At 65.3% G+C, this 15,406-nt stretch carries 14 protein-coding genes; 10 read left to right on the top strand and 4 right to left on the bottom strand.

The window, feature by feature from the left end:
* Genes BMX85_RS10075 through BMX85_RS10085 form a run of 3 tightly spaced genes read right to left on the bottom strand, consistent with a single transcriptional unit; the run spans nt 1 to nt 3,336 of the window.
* The gene (locus BMX85_RS10075; protein ID WP_090316598.1) at nt 1-1,263 is read right to left on the bottom strand and encodes an SAM-dependent methyltransferase; all 1,263 of its coding nucleotides are present in this window, start codon (nt 1,261-1,263) and stop codon (nt 1-3) included.
* Nucleotides 1,260-2,069 (bottom strand): DUF1365 domain-containing protein, encoded by an 810-nt coding sequence (locus tag BMX85_RS10080; RefSeq protein ID WP_090316601.1) that lies wholly within the window; start codon nt 2,067-2,069, stop codon nt 1,260-1,262. The genes BMX85_RS10075 and BMX85_RS10080 overlap by 4 nt, the downstream gene beginning before the upstream one ends.
* Nucleotides 2,059-3,336 (bottom strand): NAD(P)/FAD-dependent oxidoreductase, encoded by a 1,278-nt coding sequence (locus tag BMX85_RS10085; protein ID WP_090316604.1) that lies wholly within the window; start codon nt 3,334-3,336, stop codon nt 2,059-2,061. Before BMX85_RS10085 ends, BMX85_RS10080 begins: the two co-directional genes overlap by 11 nt.
* Nucleotides 3,337-3,610: 274 nt before the next feature.
* On the opposite strand from BMX85_RS10085, the gene BMX85_RS10090 reads away from it, so the two are divergent.
* From BMX85_RS10090 to rpoH, 5 genes are all read left to right on the top strand, one after another.
* Nucleotides 3,611-4,555: a MerR family transcriptional regulator gene (locus tag BMX85_RS10090; protein WP_090316607.1), complete on the top strand. Its 945-nt coding sequence runs from the start codon at nt 3,611-3,613 to the stop codon at nt 4,553-4,555.
* A 119-nt stretch (nt 4,556-4,674) separates the two neighbouring features.
* On the top strand, nt 4,675-5,796 hold the full coding sequence (gene ftsY, locus BMX85_RS10095) for a signal recognition particle-docking protein FtsY (protein ID WP_090316609.1): 1,122 nt from the start codon (nt 4,675-4,677) through the stop codon (nt 5,794-5,796).
* Between the two features lie 33 nt (nt 5,797-5,829).
* Nucleotides 5,830-6,486, top strand: coding sequence for a cell division ATP-binding protein FtsE (locus tag BMX85_RS10100; RefSeq protein ID WP_090316612.1), 657 nt, complete (start codon nt 5,830-5,832; stop codon nt 6,484-6,486).
* Complete coding sequence (gene ftsX / locus BMX85_RS10105) at nt 6,483-7,403, top strand: permease-like cell division protein FtsX (RefSeq protein ID WP_090316615.1); 921 nt, start codon at nt 6,483-6,485, stop codon at nt 7,401-7,403. The genes BMX85_RS10100 and ftsX overlap by 4 nt, the downstream gene beginning before the upstream one ends.
* 343 nt (nt 7,404-7,746) lie before the next feature.
* Nucleotides 7,747-8,640: an RNA polymerase sigma factor RpoH gene (gene rpoH / locus BMX85_RS10110; protein ID WP_090316617.1), complete on the top strand. Its 894-nt coding sequence runs from the start codon at nt 7,747-7,749 to the stop codon at nt 8,638-8,640.
* 69 nt (nt 8,641-8,709) lie between these two features.
* On the opposite strand, the gene BMX85_RS10115 is transcribed toward rpoH, so the two are convergent.
* Nucleotides 8,710-8,976 carry a hypothetical protein gene (locus BMX85_RS10115; protein ID WP_090316620.1) on the bottom strand — a complete coding sequence of 89 codons (267 nt, stop codon included), beginning with the start codon at nt 8,974-8,976 and terminating at the stop codon, nt 8,710-8,712.
* 156 nt (nt 8,977-9,132) lie between these two features.
* Between BMX85_RS10115 and BMX85_RS10120 the strand changes: the two genes are divergently transcribed.
* The 5 genes from BMX85_RS10120 (at nt 9,133) to BMX85_RS10140 (ending at nt 15,340) form a co-directional block, all read left to right on the top strand.
* Complete coding sequence (locus tag BMX85_RS10120; RefSeq protein WP_090316622.1) at nt 9,133-9,639, top strand: hypothetical protein; 507 nt, start codon at nt 9,133-9,135, stop codon at nt 9,637-9,639.
* Nucleotides 9,636-11,408 (top strand): gamma-glutamyltransferase, encoded by a 1,773-nt coding sequence (gene ggt, locus BMX85_RS10125; RefSeq protein ID WP_090316626.1) that lies wholly within the window; start codon nt 9,636-9,638, stop codon nt 11,406-11,408. Before BMX85_RS10120 ends, ggt begins: the two co-directional genes overlap by 4 nt.
* A gap of 63 nt (nt 11,409-11,471) precedes the next feature.
* Nucleotides 11,472-12,155 (top strand): signal peptidase I, encoded by a 684-nt coding sequence (lepB, locus tag BMX85_RS10130; RefSeq protein ID WP_090316628.1) that lies wholly within the window; start codon nt 11,472-11,474, stop codon nt 12,153-12,155.
* Between the two features lie 87 nt (nt 12,156-12,242).
* The gene (locus BMX85_RS10135) at nt 12,243-12,983 is read left to right on the top strand and encodes an ABC transporter ATP-binding protein (protein WP_090316631.1); all 741 of its coding nucleotides are present in this window, start codon (nt 12,243-12,245) and stop codon (nt 12,981-12,983) included.
* On the top strand, nt 12,980-15,340 hold the full coding sequence (locus tag BMX85_RS10140) for a CPBP family intramembrane glutamic endopeptidase (protein ID WP_090316634.1): 2,361 nt from the start codon (nt 12,980-12,982) through the stop codon (nt 15,338-15,340). The genes BMX85_RS10135 and BMX85_RS10140 overlap by 4 nt, the downstream gene beginning before the upstream one ends.
* The last annotated feature ends 66 nt before the right edge of the window (nt 15,341-15,406 follow it).

The raw sequence follows: 15,406 nt of genomic DNA on the forward strand, positions 1-15,406 counted from the left end.
TCAATCCTTCACCAGCGTGAACTGCATCACGTCGGTATTCCCGGCGCGGAAGGCGGCCTCGCAGTAGGCCAGGTAGAACTCCCATGTCAGCATGAAGCGCTGGTCGAAGCGCTGCGCTTCCACCTCCGCGCGCCGGGCCAGGAAACTGGCGCGCCACTGCCGCAGCGTGTCGGCATAGTCGATGCCGAAGCAGAATTCGTCCACCACCCGCAGGCCGTGCAGGCCGGCCTGGCGCCGGAACTCCGACGGCGACGGCAGCATCCCGCCGGGGAAAATGTACTGCTGAATGAAGTCGGTGCCTTTGCGATAGCGCTCGAACAAACCGTCGTCGATGGTGATGGTCTGGATGCAGGCGCGCCCGCCGCGCTTCAGATTGCGCGCCACGCAGGCGAAGTAGCTGGGCCAATAGCTCTCGCCGACCGCCTCGAACATCTCGATCGAGGCGACGGCGTCGAACTGGCCGTCGCAGTCGCGGTAGTCGCACAGGCGCAGATCGGCCGACGCGGCCAGTCCGGCTTCGGCCAGCCGCTGCGTCGCATAAGCCAACTGCTCGGTCGACAAGGTCAGGCCGGTGACGTGGGCCCGCGCCTCGCGCGCGGCCGTTTCGGCGAAACCGCCCCAGCCGCAACCGATTTCCAGCACCCGCGCGCCCTGCCCCAGGTTCAAGGCGCCGACGATGCGGCGGTACTTGGCCAACTGCGCGGTGGCCAGGTCGCCGCCGTCGCCGTCGCGGAAGATCGCGCTCGAATAAGTCATCGTCGGGTCCAGCCACAACTGATAGAAGGCGTTGCCGATATCGTAGTGGGCGTGGATGTTCTTGCGGCTGCCGGCGCGCGAATTGCGGTTCATCAGATGCTTGATCCGGTACAGCAGGCTGCCCCACCAGCTGCCATACACCAGTTGCTCGAACTCGTCGCGGTTGCGTATCAACAGTTCGATCAAGCCGCTCAGGTTATCGGTCTTCCAGTCGCCGGCGATGAACGCCTCGGCGAAGCCGATATCGCCGGAGCGCATGGCCGCGCCGCACAGATTCCAGTTTTTCAGCTCCAGCGCGATCGGAAAGGAGCCGTCGCCGAACACCTCGAAGCCGCCGTCCGGCCGCTGCAGCAGCAGCGCGCCATGCTTCAGGCGCCGCAGCAGCTTGAGGATCACGCGGGCGGCGGCCGGCGTGTTGCCGCCATGCGCGGGCGCGTGGCAGGACAACGGCGCCGGCGATGGCAACGACAAGGGGGCGGCCGCGGTGGCGAGGGATTCTGTGCTCATCGTGATACTTTCTGTTGAGGCGGTAGTGGTTTTGAAAAGAATGGCACGCGCTTGAGCCAAAGCCTGGCGGCCTGCCAATGGATGCGGACGATCACGCCGATGGTCATCAGCGGATACGTGAAGAAGGCGCGCACGGTATTGCGGTTGTCCAGCGGTCCGGCGCGGCCGGACAGACTGGTTTCGATCAACGGTCCGGCGTGGTCGTCGTGATCGATGCGCGCCAGCGTGTATTCCTGCCCGGCGTGCGGCCCTGCGGCGCGCAGGCCCCGGAAAAAGCGGAAGCGGTAGCCGCCCCGCACATCGCAAAACGGCGAGACGTGAAAGATCTTGCGCGCCGCCAGTTCCTCGCCGGCGCCGATGGCGCCGCCGTTCTCCAGCAGGTAGCAATGCCGCTCGCCGAAGGTGTTGTGCACGTCGGCGACGATGGCGCGCAAGGTGCCGTCGGCGCGATGGCAGAACCAGAACGAGACGGGATTGAACACGTAGCCCAGTACGCGCGGCATGGTTTGCAGCCAGACCTCGCCATCGGCGTCGCGCACGCCCTCCGCCGCCAGCAGGCCATCGACCCACTGCAGCAAGGGCTGGCGGCCGTCGCCATGGTCGGCGTCGTGGAACGACAGCAGATTAAAGCGGTTGCGCGCGAACAGGCGGCAGCCGAAATCCTGCCGTCCCAAGGTCCGCAGCGGCAGGCGGATGAAGTACATCCCGTAGTGAAAACCGTGGCGCACCGGCCGCAGGCGCCGATGCCGCACCTGGCCGAAGCACAGCTGCGGCGCGGCCGAAGGCGCTGAAAGCTCAGGCGGCATGGGCGACCTGCGCGCGCGCGGCGATGGCCGACGCCACGGCCAGCCCCGATTTGAGGCCGTCTTCATGAAAGCCGTAACCGGTCCAGGCGCCGGCGAACCACACGCGGTTGCGGCCCTGTATGCGCGGCAGCCGCCGTTGCGCGTCGACCGCCGCCGCGTCGAACACCGGATGGGCGTAGTCGAATTCGCGCAGCACCTTGCGCGGGTCGGGCGGCGCCAGGGGATTGAGCGAGACGATCACCGGCTGCTCGAACGGCAGCGGCTGCAGTTTGTTCAACAGGTAGTGCACGCAGACCCGCGCCGACGCCCCATCCCCGCCGCTGCCCTGGTAATTCCACGCCGACCAGGCCTTGCGATTCTCCGGCAGGCAGCTGGTGTCGGTGTGCAGCACGGCGCGGTTGGCCTGGTAGGCCACCGCCGACAGTACGCCGCGCTCCTCCTCGCTGGCGTCGGTCAGCAGCGCCAGCGACTGGTCGCTATGGGTGGCCAGCACCACTTCATCGAACAGCGCGTTGCCCTGCGCCGAACGCAGCGCCACGCCGTGCGCGGTGCGCGCGATCGCCGTCACCGGCGTATTCGAATGCCGCTCGGGGATGCCGGCCAGCAGGCGCTCGACATACCGGCGCGAGCCGCCGCGCACCGTGCGCCATTGCGGCCGGTCGTTCACCTGCAACAGGCCGTGGTTGTGGCAGAACTGGACGAAGCTGGCCAGCGGGAAGGCCAGCATCCGCTCCGACGGGCACGACCAGATGCAGGCCGCCATGGGCAACAGGTACCAATGGCGAAACTGTGCGCTGTAACCGTGCGCATCAAGGTATGATCCAAGCGACACCTGCGGCATCGACTGTGGCGCCAGGGCCAGCGCCGTCGCGGCCCGGTTGAAGCGCAGGATATCGCGCAGCATGCGCAGGAAAGCGGGTCGCAACAAATTGCTTCGCTGACAGAATACCTGGTCCAGATTGCCGCCCGCCCATTCCAGCAGCCGACCGCCGATCGGCAATTTGATCGAAAAACCCATGTCGCTGGCCGCCGTGTCCACCTTCAGCTCGGCGAACAGCGCGGTCAGATGCGGGTAGGTGTGATTATTGAAAACAAGGAAGCCAGTGTCGACCCCGTGGGTTCGACCTTCGAAAGTCACATCCACGGTATTACTATGGCCGCCGAAATAGCCCCCGCCCTCGTACAGCACGACCTCATGACCAGCTTGGACCAAGCGATACGCACAGGAGAGCCCGGAAATTCCGCTGCCAACAACAGCTATTTTCATTATTTTCCACCGTTACAAAATATTTTGTCCAGGACAACTCATGGGCAAAGGCGATAATCTGTTAATTAGTTCTCAATGTCAACAGCATGTCGTGGACAAGCTCTTTAGTACTGCTTATACGCATCCCACTGAGCTTTGGATGTGGAAACTTTTGCGTGCAAAACGAAGGTAAAATGCAGGTCGCGCCGGATCAGAACCGCTTCCAGCGCCGTGCACCCCGACCCTGTGCCAACACTCGCGGCCGTCGACCAACGGCAACCGCTTAAGATTCCCAATGACAACTACTGTTTCTTCACAACCAGTTCCGAGCACGATCAGCGACGTCGAGCGAGACACCGGCGTTGCCAAGGAAACCCTGCGGGTATGGGAGCGCCGCTACGACTTCCCGCAACCGCTGCGCGACCCCAACGGCGAGCGCGTCTACCCGATCGAGCAGGTGCAGAAGCTGCGTCTGGTCAAGCGCTTGATCGACCTCGGCTTCCGTCCCGGCAAGGTGATCCAGTTCAGCGCGGAGGAATTGCAGACCTTGACCGGACAGGCCACCGGCGCCAACGGCCCGTCGCTGCCGCCGCCCGAGCTGCAGCGCTATCTCGACTTGTGCAAAACCCATCAAATGGAGGCGCTGCGCCGCCAGTTGTCGCAAGCCTTGCTGATGATGGGTTTGAAGAGTTTCGTCATCGACCTGGTGGCGCCGCTGACCTCCCTGGTCGGCGACGCCTGGGCCAGCGGCCAGTTGGCCACGTTCGAGGAACACCTGTACACGGAGTCGCTGACGGTGGTGATGCGCAGCGCCATCTTCGCCATGCCGCAGGCGGCCGCCAGCAACCTAGGCGCGCCGCGCGTCATGCTGACCACCCTGCCGCAGGAACGCCACGGGCTGGGACTGCTGATGGCCGAAGCCATGTGCGTGGCCGAAGGGGCGCATTGCATCTCGCTGGGCGTGCAGACGCCGCTGCTCGACATCGTCGAGGCGGCGCGGGTGCAGCGGGTCGACATCATCGCGCTGTCGTTCTCGGTGGCGATGAATCCGCGCCAAGCGCTCGACGGCCTGGCCGAGCTGCATACGCGCCTCAACGGCAGCGTCGAATTGTGGGCCGGCGGCGGCAACGCCGCGCTCAAACGGCGCCGTCCATCCTATGTGCGGGTGTTCGCGCTGTCCGACATCAGCGCCGCCATCGCCGAATGGCGCATGCGCAACGCCAACGTCGCGACCGGCTGAAAAAGTTGTCATTCCGGTAGCGGCCCGCGGGCGCCCGGCCGCGCTCTGGTAAAATAGCCGCATTTCCCCGTGTCCGGCGCTGCCGGGCATCAGCTTGAAGCGCCCCCAACCACATATCCATGTTTAGTTTCTTCAAGAAAAAACCTGTCGCCCCCGAGGCGCCAGAGGTCCAGATCCCCGCGCCGGCGCCGGTGCGCCAGCCGATTTCCAGCCCGATTGCCAGCCCGATTGCCAGCCCGGTTTCCAGCTCTGTTTCCAGCCCGGTTTCCAACTCTGTTTCCAGCCCCGCCGCCAGCGACAGCTACGTCCAGCAAGCGCTGATGCCGATCGAGGAGCCGGCGCAGAAACAGTCGTGGATGACGCGGCTGAAGGCCGGCCTGTCCAAAACCTCCAATAACCTGTCGCTGCTGTTTGTCGGCGCCAAGATCGACGACGACCTCTACGACGAGCTCGAGGGGGCGCTGTTGATGTCCGACGCCGGCGTCGACGCCACCGAATACCTGCTCGACGCCCTCAAGCAAAAGGTCAAGGACGACAAGCTGCTCGACGCCGCCGCCGTCAAGACCGCGCTCAAGCAGCTGATGGTCGAACTGCTGACCCCGCTCCAGCGTCCGTTCGAGCTGGGCCGCCATCAGCCGATGGTGATGATGATCGCCGGCGTCAACGGCGCCGGCAAGACCACCACCATCGGCAAGCTGGCCAAGCACATGCAATCGAACGGCCAATCGGTGCTGCTGGCCGCCGGCGACACCTTCCGCGCCGCCGCCCGCGAGCAATTGATGGTCTGGGGCCAGCGCAACAACATCACCGTCATCTCGCAAGCGTCGGGCGACCCGGCCGCCGTCTCGTTCGACGCCGTGCAGTCCGGCAAGGCGCGCGGCCTCGACGTGGTCATGATCGACACCGCCGGCCGCCTGCCGACCCAGCTGCACCTGATGGAAGAGTTGAAGAAGGTGCAGCGCGTCATCGGCAAGGGCATGGACGGCGCACCGCACGAAACGCTGCTGGTTATCGACGGCAATACCGGGCAAAATGCGTTGGCGCAAGTGAAAGCGTTCGACGACGCCCTCAAGCTGACCGGCCTGGTGATCACCAAACTGGACGGCACCGCCAAGGGCGGCGTGCTGGCGGCGATCGCCCGCGTGCGTCCGGTGCCGGTGTATTTCATCGGCATCGGCGAAAAAATCGAAGACTTGCAGCCGTTCGTGGCCACCGAGTTCGTCGATGCTTTGCTGCCGTAGTTTTCCCCAAATTGCTCGGATAACCCCCATTACATGATTGAATTCCGGAACGTCTCGAAACAATACTCCCCCGACGCGATGGCGCTGCGCGACATCTCGCTCACGGTAGAAAAAGGCGAACTGGTGTTTCTTGCCGGCCCCTCGGGCGCCGGCAAATCCACGCTGTTGAAGATGATCGCCGCCATCGAGCGGCCCACGGCCGGCCACGTCATCGTCAACGGCCAGGACATCGCGCGCATCAAGCCGGCCGCCGTGCCGTTTCTGCGCCGCAATCTCGGTCTGATCTTCCAGCAACAACGCCTGCTCAACGACCGCACCATCCTGGCCAACGTCATGTTGCCGCTGCTGGTGACGGGCGCCTCGCACCACCAGGCCGAGCAACGCGCCCGCGCCGCGCTCGACAAGGTCGGCCTGGCCGACCGCGCCAGCTCGCATCCGCTGGCCCTGTCCGGCGGCGAGCAGCAGCGCGTGTCGATCGCGCGCGCCATCGTCAACCGGCCGCAGGTCATCCTGGCCGACGAGCCGACGGCCAACCTCGACCGGGCCAGCGCCAACAAGGTGCTCGACGCGCTCAAGGCCTTCCATTCGGTCGGCGTCACCTGCCTGATTTCCAGCCATGACGAGCAGATGCTCGACGCGGCCGCGCGCGTCATCCACCTTAACCAGGGTCAACTGGAGGTGGCGGCATGACATACTGGTTCCGCCAACACCGTTACGCGCTGTCCGCCGCGCTGGTGCATTTGCGCCGCTCGCCGGGTAGTTTCCTGTTCAACATCATCGTGGTGGCGATCGCGCTGGCGCTGCCGTTCACCGGCGTGACCCTGCTCGACAACGTGCGCCCCATGTCCGAGCAACTGTCGGTCGATCCGGAAATCAGCGTCTTCGTCAAACAGCAGACGCCGCGCGAGCAGGCCGAGGCGCTGGCCGTGCAGCTGCGCCAGACGCTGCCGGACAAACAGGCCAAAATCATCTTCACCCCGCGCGAGAAAGCGCTGGAGAGCATGCGCGAGAAAAGCGGCCTGGCCGACGTGCTGACCACCTTGGGCGAAAACCCGTTGCCGGACAGCTATGTGCTGAAGCTGGACGCCTTCCGCCTGGCCCAGTCCGGCGGCGACGTCGACCAGTTGGCCGAGCAGATCCGCGCCCTGCCCGGCGTCGACACGGTGCAGGTCGACTCGGCCTGGGTCAAGCGCCTGGCGGCACTGCTGAATATCCTGCATCTGGGACTGCTGTTGCTGGCGGTAACCCTCGGCACCGTGGTGGTGGCCGTCATCTTCAACACCATCCGCCTGCAGGTGATGACGCAGCGCGAGGAAATCCTGGTGTCCAAGCTGATCGGCGCGACCGACAGCTTCATCCACCGCCCCTTCTATTACACCGGCGCGCTGCTGGGCCTGTGCGCCGGCGGGCTGGCGCTGGGCGCGGTGACGCTGGCGTTGCGCCCGTTGAACGTCGCGATCGCCGAGTTCGCAAGATTGTACGCGTCCGAATTCCAGCTGGTGCCGTTGCAACCGCCGATGATGGCGTTCTTGCTGGCCCTCTCGGCCGGCCTCGGCCTGATCGCCGCGCTGCTGTCGGTGCAACGCCACCTGTCCCGCCTGAATTAATCGCCCCGTTGATTCTGTCCGCCTTTCCGTGCGCCCGCGCACGGAAAGCCCCGCCGCACCCGCCTACCATCTACACATCCCCCCCGTTCTGCATTAAGTCAGGCCTAAGCTCCATGGCGCATGCTGTGTTTATCAAAAGCCATTGTTCAAACCAACCCGATAGTATTTTTACTATCGTGGCGATAAAAATAAGGTGATTGGCACTCAACCGAGGAGAGTGCTAATATATGAAAACTGCAGAGTTCATAACACTCTGCGGAAATGGTAATTAGGCAATATTTCCGTCTTATGGCCCCGGCCCATCGAGACTAGGCAATCTTCGAGCGAAGGAATGAAAATGACTATGATGTCCGCACCTGCTGCGTTGGTCCCCACCAACAAGGGCGCTTTGGGACTCGGGTTCACTGGCAACCTGGGGAACCTGGACGCCTATATTTCCGCCGTCAATCGCCTGCCGATGCTGACGCACGACGATGAAATCTCGCTGGCCAAGCGCCTCAAGGACAATAACGACCTGGGCGCCGCGCAGGAGCTGGTGTTGTCGCACCTGCGTCTGGTGGTGTCGATCGCCCGCGGCTATCTGGGCTATGGCCTGCCGCACGCCGACCTGATCCAGGAAGGCAATATCGGCCTGATGAAAGCGGTCAAGCGTTTCGACCCGGACCAGGGCGTACGCCTGGTGTCGTACGCGATGCACTGGATCAAAGCCGAGATGCACGAGTACATCCTGAAAAACTGGCGCCTGGTCAAAGTGGCGACGACGAAGGCACAGCGCAAGCTGTTCTTCAATCTGCGCAGCCACAAGACCGGCCTGGATGCGATGAGCCCGGCGCAGATCGACAACCTGGCCAAGCTGCTGGATGTCAAACGGGAAGAAGTGATCGAGATGGAAACCCGCCTGAGCGGCCGCGACATCGCGCTGGAATCGCCGAACGACGACGAGGACGACAAGTTCGCCCCGATCGCCTACCTGTCGTCCGAGCAAAGCGAGCCGACCCGCGTGCTGGAAGCGGAACAGGTCACCCGTCTGCAATCGGAAGGTCTGGAGCAGGCGCTGGGCAAGCTCGATCCGCGTTCGCGCCGCATCGTCGAAGCGCGCTGGCTGGCCAACGACGACGGCTCCGGCGCCACCTTGCATACGCTGGCCGACGAGTTCGGCGTGTCGGCGGAGCGCATCCGCCAGATCGAATCGGCCGCGCTGAAGAAAATGAAGGGCTCGCTGGCCGCCTTCGTATAAAACGTGGGCGTTTAAGCAAAAAGCCGCGCGGTGCGAACCGCGCGGCTTTTTTATTTGGTGCCTCGGAAATTACGCGCCGGCCAAACCCTTGGCCAGCAACTCCGCCACCAACTGATTCATATCGACGCCGCGCTCGGTGGCTTGCGCATTCAACTGCGCCACCAGGTCGCCGTTCAACTTCACCGCGAACGGCACTAGACCGGCCGCCTGATCGCGCCGGCGCTGCTCGCGCTTGTCGACCACCTCGGCCACCTTGCCGAAGGTCGCCGCGCTCGGCCCGGCCATCTTGCCCATCAACTTTTTGGCGTCACTCTTTGCCAGGCCCGTTTTTTTCATGTCTTTAATCCAAAAATAATTCAGAGCAGACATTCTACGCAGCTTATCCACCGCGCGTGGCCTTTATTGCGCAAACCGTGGCGGCATGCGGTTCGTGCGCCATCAAAATGATACTTTTGCTAAGCTAACGGCCACTTTGCATTCAAGAGGTCGCGCATGATCAAGACAATACTGCGGCAGCTGATCGTTCTGCCCGTGATAATGGGCGTCATGGCCATGCTGTACGCCTGCGGCACCGCCAACGGCCGCGCCGGCGCCACCGCCAACAAACCGTTCAATACCACGTACGTGCTGCAGCAAGGCGCCAGCGCCGTCATCACCCCGGCCGCCGCCCAAGGCATCGCCGGCGGCGCCACCGCGCCCACCATCAAGCTCGAACGCGTCAACGACAGCCGCTGCCGCGTCGGCGCCGTCTGCGTCTGGGCCGGCTACATCAGCTACAGCTTCACCCTGACCAAGGCCGACGGCACGACCAGCAATTTCGTGCTGTCCGACAGTATGCCCAACGGCAAAACCAGCGTGACCCAGGACGGCCTGACCTTCGCGCTGGCCGGCGTCGAGCCGCAAGCGGTCCCAGCAAAAAATGAACCGGCGCCGGATTATCGGGTAAGCTTGAGAGTGAGCAACACGCCACCCTCAGACCCGACACCGCGCCCCTCATGACACCTGACCGCCATCCCGCCCGCACCGTCCTCCTCTACTCGCTTATCGCCACCCTGGTCCTGCCGTCCGCGGCATGGACCAAAACCCCGGTCGTCACCGGCACCGGCGGCGCCGTCGCGACCATCAGCGAGCCGGCGTCGCGGGCCGCGCTGGCCATTCTCGACCAGGGCGGCAACGCCATCGACGCAGCCGTCGCCGCGGCCGCCACCCTGGGGGTGACCGATCCGTTCAGCTGCGGCATCGGCGGCGGCGGCTTCATGGTGATCTACCTGGCCAGGGACAAGCGCGTCATCACCATCGACCACCGCGAAACGGCGCCGGCCGGCTTCACGCCCACCGTGTTCCAGGAAAACGGCGCGCCGATGAAGTTCGAGACGGTGCGCGACAGCGGCATGTCGGTTGGCGTGCCCGGCACGGTGCGCGGCTGGCACGAGGCGCTGGACCGCTACGGCTCGATGTCGTTCAAGCAGGTGCTGGCGCCGGCCATCGCGGTCGCCACCGACGGCTTCGCGGTCAGCGAGAATTTCTCGCGCATGGCGGGCGAGAACAAAGCCAAGTTCTCCATGTTCCCCGCCACCGCCGCGCTGTACCTGAAAAACGGCGAGGCCGTCGCGGCCGGCGGCACCTTGCGCAATCCCGACCTGGCCAAGGCGTATCGCGAACTGGCGGCCGGCGGCGTCAAGGCTTTCTATTCGGGCAAAATGGCGCGCGCGGTGGTCGACGCGGTCAACCGTCCGGCCACCGCGCCGGATGTGCGGGTCCGGGGCGGCAACATGACCCTGGCCGATCTGGCCAATTACGAAGCGCGGCTGCGACAGCCGGTGCACAGCACCTATCGCGGCTACGACATCTACGGCATGCCGCTGCCCGGTTCCGGCGGCATCGCCATCGCCGAGGCGCTCAATATCCTCGAAGGCTACGACCTCAAATCGATGCCGCGCGCGCGCGCCGAGCACCTGTATCTGGAGGCGAGCCGCCTGGCCTTCGCCGACCGCAACGCCTATCTGGCCGACCCGGAATATGTCGACGCACCGGTGGCGGGCCTGCTGAGCAAAGACTACGCCGCGCTGCGCCGCCAGCAGATCGATCCGGCGCAGGCGCGCAAGCCGGCGGCCGCCGGCGATCCGTACGCGTTCCAGTCCGACCAGAGCGTGCCGCTGCGCCCCGCCACGGCCTCCCCCGTCAAAATGCTCAAGGAAAGCGCGCACACCACGCACCTGACGGTGTCGGACAAGGACGGCAATATCGTCGCCTACACCTACACGATCGAAGACTGGGGCGGCAGCGGCATCGTGGTGCCGGGCTACGGCTTCCTGCTCAATAACGAGATGACCGATTTCGATTTCTCCGGCCCGCGTCCCAACGTGCCGGAGGCGGGCAAGCGGCCGCGCAGCAGCATGTCGCCGACCCTGGCGTTCAGGAACGGCAAGCCGGCGTTCTCCATCGGCAGTCCGGGCGGCGCCACCATCATCACCACCGTGCTGCAGACCATCGTCAACCACGTCGACCTGGGCATGGCGATGCCGGACGCGTTGAACGCGCCGCGCTTGTCCGAGCGCAACGGCGAGGCGACCGATGTGGAGCCCGGGTTCCCCGGCAGCGCGCAGGCGGTCGCGCTGGAAAAAAGCGGCCAGCGCTGGAGCGCCACGCCGGAGGAAATCGGCGCCGCCAACGCGCTGGTGTTCAACCCCGACGGCACCGTCACCGCCGTCAGCGAGGGCCGCCGCCACGGCATCGGCAGCGCGCTGGTGCAGAAAAAACCACACTAAGCCAGGCTTAATTTTTTCGCCACATGATCACGTCTCCCCCACCCCACGCAAATCGGAGACGTGATGAACAAATGGCTGCGCGCGAATAAAGGCTTTCTGATGTTCCTGATGCTGTTCGGGATCTTCCGCACCGCCGTCGCGGACTGGAATCCTATCCCGTCCGCGTCGATGCGCCCCAACCTGCTCGAGGGCGACGTCGTCTTCGTCAATCGCCTGGCCTACAACGTCAAGGTGCCGCTGACCGACATCGTGCTCGGCGCCACCGGCGAGCCGCAACGCGGCGACATCGTCACGTTCTCCTCGCCGAAGAACGGCACGCGCCTGATCAAGCGCATCATCGCCGTGCCGGGCGACCGGGTCGAGATGCGCAACGAGAACCTGGTCATCAACGGCCAGCCGGCCAGCTACGCGCCGATCGGCACCGCCACCGAAACCCTCGCCGGCATCGGCGACACCGACGCCGTGCGCCTGGGCGAATCGCTGGGCGGCGACAGCCGCAGCCACGCGATCCAGATCCTGCCGCGGGTGATCGCGCGGCGCGACTTCGCCGCCGTCACCGTACCAGCCGGCCAGTACATGATGTTGGGCGATAACCGCGACAACAGCGAGGACTCGCGCTACATCGGCCTGGTGCCGCGCGCGCTGCTGATCGGCCGCGCCGAGCGCGTGCTGGCCTCGGCCGACATCGAGGGCAACTGGCTGCCGCGCACCGAACGCTTCGGCATGAGCCTGTACAAGGCGCCATAGCGGGCTATCTTCGCCGCCGCGACCGGTGTTATGATGGATATCAATTCCTTAACATTGCGGACTGCCTGCCGCGGCTGCGAAGAACCCATGATCGAATTTCAGGGCCTGTCCAAAACCTATGGCGGCTTCGACGCCGTCAAGCCGCTGTCGATGACCGTCCGGCGCGGCGAAGTGTTCGGCTTCCTCGGTCCCAACGGCGCCGGCAAGACCACCACCATCCGCATGATGATGGGCATCCTGGTGCCGAGCGGCGGCAAGGTGCTCATCGACGGCCTCGATTGCCACGCCGAGGCGACCGAAGTCAAACGCCGCGTGGGCTACCTGCCCGACACGCCGATCTTCTACGACTACCTGCGCGGGCGCGAAATCCTGCAATTCGTCGGCGAGATGCACGGCTACTCGCGCGCCGAAGCGGCCGGGCGCGGCGCGCGCCTGATCGACGAATTCGGCCTGCGCGAAGCCGGCGAGGACTACGCCGTCAACTACTCGCTGGGCATGAAGAAGCGCCTCGGCCTGGCCTGCGCGCTGATCCACGAGCCGTCGGTGCTGATCCTCGATGAACCGATCAACGGCCTCGATCCGCGCGCCTCGCGCGAAGTGCAGGAGCGGTTGCTGGCGGCGGCCGCGCGGGGCGTGACCATCTTCGTCTCGACCCACTTGCTGGACATGGCCGAGAAGCTGTGCGACCGGGTCGGCATCATCCACCGCGGCGAGCTGGCCGCCACCGGCACGCTCGACGAGATCCGCGCCAAGGCCGCCACCAGCGGCTCGCTCGAAGACGTCTTCCTGAAGATCACCGACGAAGCCGGCGCAGAGATTCAGCAATGATGCGGCAACCGACGGCGGCGCGCGCCATCTGGCTGATGGCGAAAATGCGCCTGACGCGCCAGGCCAACCAGATCATGGCCAGCGCCGTGTTCAACCGCTTCAAAAAGAAGACGCCGCGCGATGGCATCGCCGCCAAGCGCGGCAACCTGTGGATACTGACCTTGGTGATGGCGTTGCTGTTTTCGTTTTCGTTCGGCAGCCTGGCACGCACCGTGATCGTCAACATGCAGTGCCGGCTGGTCGAGGCCAGCGCCTGCCAGAGCGTGGACAAACAGGGGCGGCGGCATGTGGACGTCGAGATCGCGGCCGACGAACTGCACGCGGCGCCGTTCGATGCCACGCTGCTCAACGGACTGACGATGGAGCTGGCGATCCTGTTCGCGGTCGCCGTGCTGCTCCCGCTGGGCGGCAAGGAGATGGCGCAGCCGGACTGGGATCTGGAATGGCTGGTCACCTTGCCGATCAAGCGTTCCACCTTGTTGTGGGGGCGGCTGCTCGAACGCAGCGCCAGCAACAGCGCCGGCATCGTCGCGCTCACCGCGCCGTACGTGATGATCGCCTGGTACTCCGGCTTCAAGTGGGCCGCGCTGCCGATCGCGCTGCTGGCGACGGCGCTGCTGCTGCCGCTGGCGGCGCTGCTGCACACCTTGGCCGACACCGGCCTGCGCATGTGGCTGCCGGCGTCGCAGCTGCGCAATCTGCAGGCGGTGGCATCGCTGTTCAACATGCCTTTGATCTATCTGGTGATGGCGCTCGCCATGCCGCGCGCGGACGGCTTCGCGATGGAATGGGCGCGCAGCTTCCCGGCGTGGATGCTCTGGACGCCGCCGGGCGTCGTGCTGCAAGCGATACAGGCGCAGACGCTGGCGCAGTTCGCGTCCGCCGCCGCGCTGCTGCTGGCGCAACTACTGGTGCTGTTGTGGAGCGGCGTGGCGCTGATGCGCTACCAGTTGCGCAATGGCGTGGTCGGCTCCAGCTCGCGCGAGAGCACGCGCGGCAAGGCCGCCGCCGTCAGCCCGCCCGCCGGCGCGCTTTCCGTGGCCGGATCGCTGCTGTCGACGATCCAGCGCCGCGAACTGCGTCTACTGAGCCGCGACCGCAACTTCCTGGTGCAAACGCTGCTACTGCCGCTCATCATCGTCGGCAGCCAGGTGGTGTTCAACGGTACGCTGAACAGCATCGGGGAACTGGGCCAGCACCACACCGTGGCCGCCGCGATCGCGTTCGGCATCGGCGTCTATGTACTGATGCTGTCGGCCTTCCAGACCTTGAACAACGAAGGCCACGTCCTCTGGCTGCTGTACACGGTGCCACGGTCGATGCAGAGCGTGTTGAAGGAAAAAGCCCAACTGTGGGGCGTGCTGGCGATGACCTACCCGCTGATCGTGCTGGTGTTTACCGCCATGCATACCGACGTGTGGGACTGGCGCGCGCCGGTGCTCGCGTTGACGGTGCTCGCCGGTATTCCGATCTATTCGATGATCGCCGTCTCGCTCGGCGTCTTCGCTTGCGATCCGACGGCGGTGGAAGTGCGCACGCGGGTGCGGCCCACGTACGCCTATCTGTACATGCTGCTGGCGAGCTTCTACACGTGGTCGATCTACAGCGACAACTGGGCGCAAAAGCTGGTCACGATGGTGCTCATCGCCTCCTTCGCGCTGGCCCTGTGGCAGAAGGCGCGCGACGCCCTGCCCTACTTGCTCGATCCCGCCGCCGCGCCGCCGGCGCGCGTGTCGACCTCGGACGGCTTGATCGCCGCCACCGCCTTCTTCATCATGCAGGGTATCCTGGTGCTGGTCCTTGCCGATGACGCCAGGGCGCCCGGCCTGGACATCGTCACGCTGGCCTTCGGCCTGTCAGGCCTGCTGGTCTATGCGTTGATGCGGCTGATCTACTGGCGCAGCAAAACGGCCAACGTACCGGTGATCTGGCGCGGCATCCGGCTCGGCGCGTCGCTGCGGGATGCGGCCGTCGCCATCGCCGTCAGCTGCGCCGTGGCTTTCGGCTATCTGTACGCGCTGAAGCATTCGTCGCTGGCGGCGCACCTGCCGGCGTTGCCGCCGGCCGCCGACGCGCGCGTATGGCTGTTCGCGCTCACCGTGCTGGCCGCCCCGCTGTGCGAGGAGTTCATCTTCCGCGGCTTGATTTTCGGGGGGCTGCGCCGTTCGATGCCGGCCGCGCAAGCGATCGTCATCAGCGCGGCGGTCTTCGCGGCGGTGCATCCGGCCCTGTCGCTGCTGCCGGTGTTCGTGGTGGGATTGTGCACCGCCTGGGTATATGAGCGCAGCAAGACGCTACTGGCGCCGATGCTGGTGCACGCGGCCTACAACGCCGCGATGGTCGTAATCCAGTTATGAATCATGGCGGAGGGGGAGCGGAGCGTGGCAGGAATTGACTGTTTAATGGCATTTCGCCAGCCTTGC

It is taken from the genome of Duganella sp. CF517, assembly GCF_900110275.1.
Classification (GTDB): domain Bacteria; phylum Pseudomonadota; class Gammaproteobacteria; order Burkholderiales; family Burkholderiaceae_D; genus Rugamonas.

What these genes read in the sequence shown, in the direction of transcription:
- BMX85_RS10075 (WP_090316598.1), bottom strand. Translation starts at nt 1,263, where the DNA reads ATGAGCACAGAATCCCTCGCCACCGCGGCCGCCCCCTTGTCGTTGCCA.
- BMX85_RS10080 (WP_090316601.1), bottom strand. Translation starts at nt 2,069, where the DNA reads ATGCCGCCTGAGCTTTCAGCGCCTTCGGCCGCGCCGCAGCTGTGCTTC.
- BMX85_RS10085 (WP_090316604.1), bottom strand. Translation starts at nt 3,336, where the DNA reads ATGAAAATAGCTGTTGTTGGCAGCGGAATTTCCGGGCTCTCCTGTGCG.
- BMX85_RS10090 (WP_090316607.1), top strand. Translation starts at nt 3,611, where the DNA reads ATGACAACTACTGTTTCTTCACAACCAGTTCCGAGCACGATCAGCGAC.
- ftsY (WP_090316609.1), top strand. Translation starts at nt 4,675, where the DNA reads ATGTTTAGTTTCTTCAAGAAAAAACCTGTCGCCCCCGAGGCGCCAGAG.
- BMX85_RS10100 (WP_090316612.1), top strand. Translation starts at nt 5,830, where the DNA reads ATGATTGAATTCCGGAACGTCTCGAAACAATACTCCCCCGACGCGATG.
- ftsX (WP_090316615.1), top strand. Translation starts at nt 6,483, where the DNA reads ATGACATACTGGTTCCGCCAACACCGTTACGCGCTGTCCGCCGCGCTG.
- rpoH (WP_090316617.1), top strand. Translation starts at nt 7,747, where the DNA reads ATGATGTCCGCACCTGCTGCGTTGGTCCCCACCAACAAGGGCGCTTTG.
- BMX85_RS10115 (WP_090316620.1), bottom strand. Translation starts at nt 8,976, where the DNA reads ATGAAAAAAACGGGCCTGGCAAAGAGTGACGCCAAAAAGTTGATGGGC.
- BMX85_RS10120 (WP_090316622.1), top strand. Translation starts at nt 9,133, where the DNA reads ATGATCAAGACAATACTGCGGCAGCTGATCGTTCTGCCCGTGATAATG.
- ggt (WP_090316626.1), top strand. Translation starts at nt 9,636, where the DNA reads ATGACACCTGACCGCCATCCCGCCCGCACCGTCCTCCTCTACTCGCTT.
- lepB (WP_090316628.1), top strand. Translation starts at nt 11,472, where the DNA reads ATGAACAAATGGCTGCGCGCGAATAAAGGCTTTCTGATGTTCCTGATG.
- BMX85_RS10135 (WP_090316631.1), top strand. Translation starts at nt 12,243, where the DNA reads ATGATCGAATTTCAGGGCCTGTCCAAAACCTATGGCGGCTTCGACGCC.
- BMX85_RS10140 (WP_090316634.1), top strand. Translation starts at nt 12,980, where the DNA reads ATGATGCGGCAACCGACGGCGGCGCGCGCCATCTGGCTGATGGCGAAA.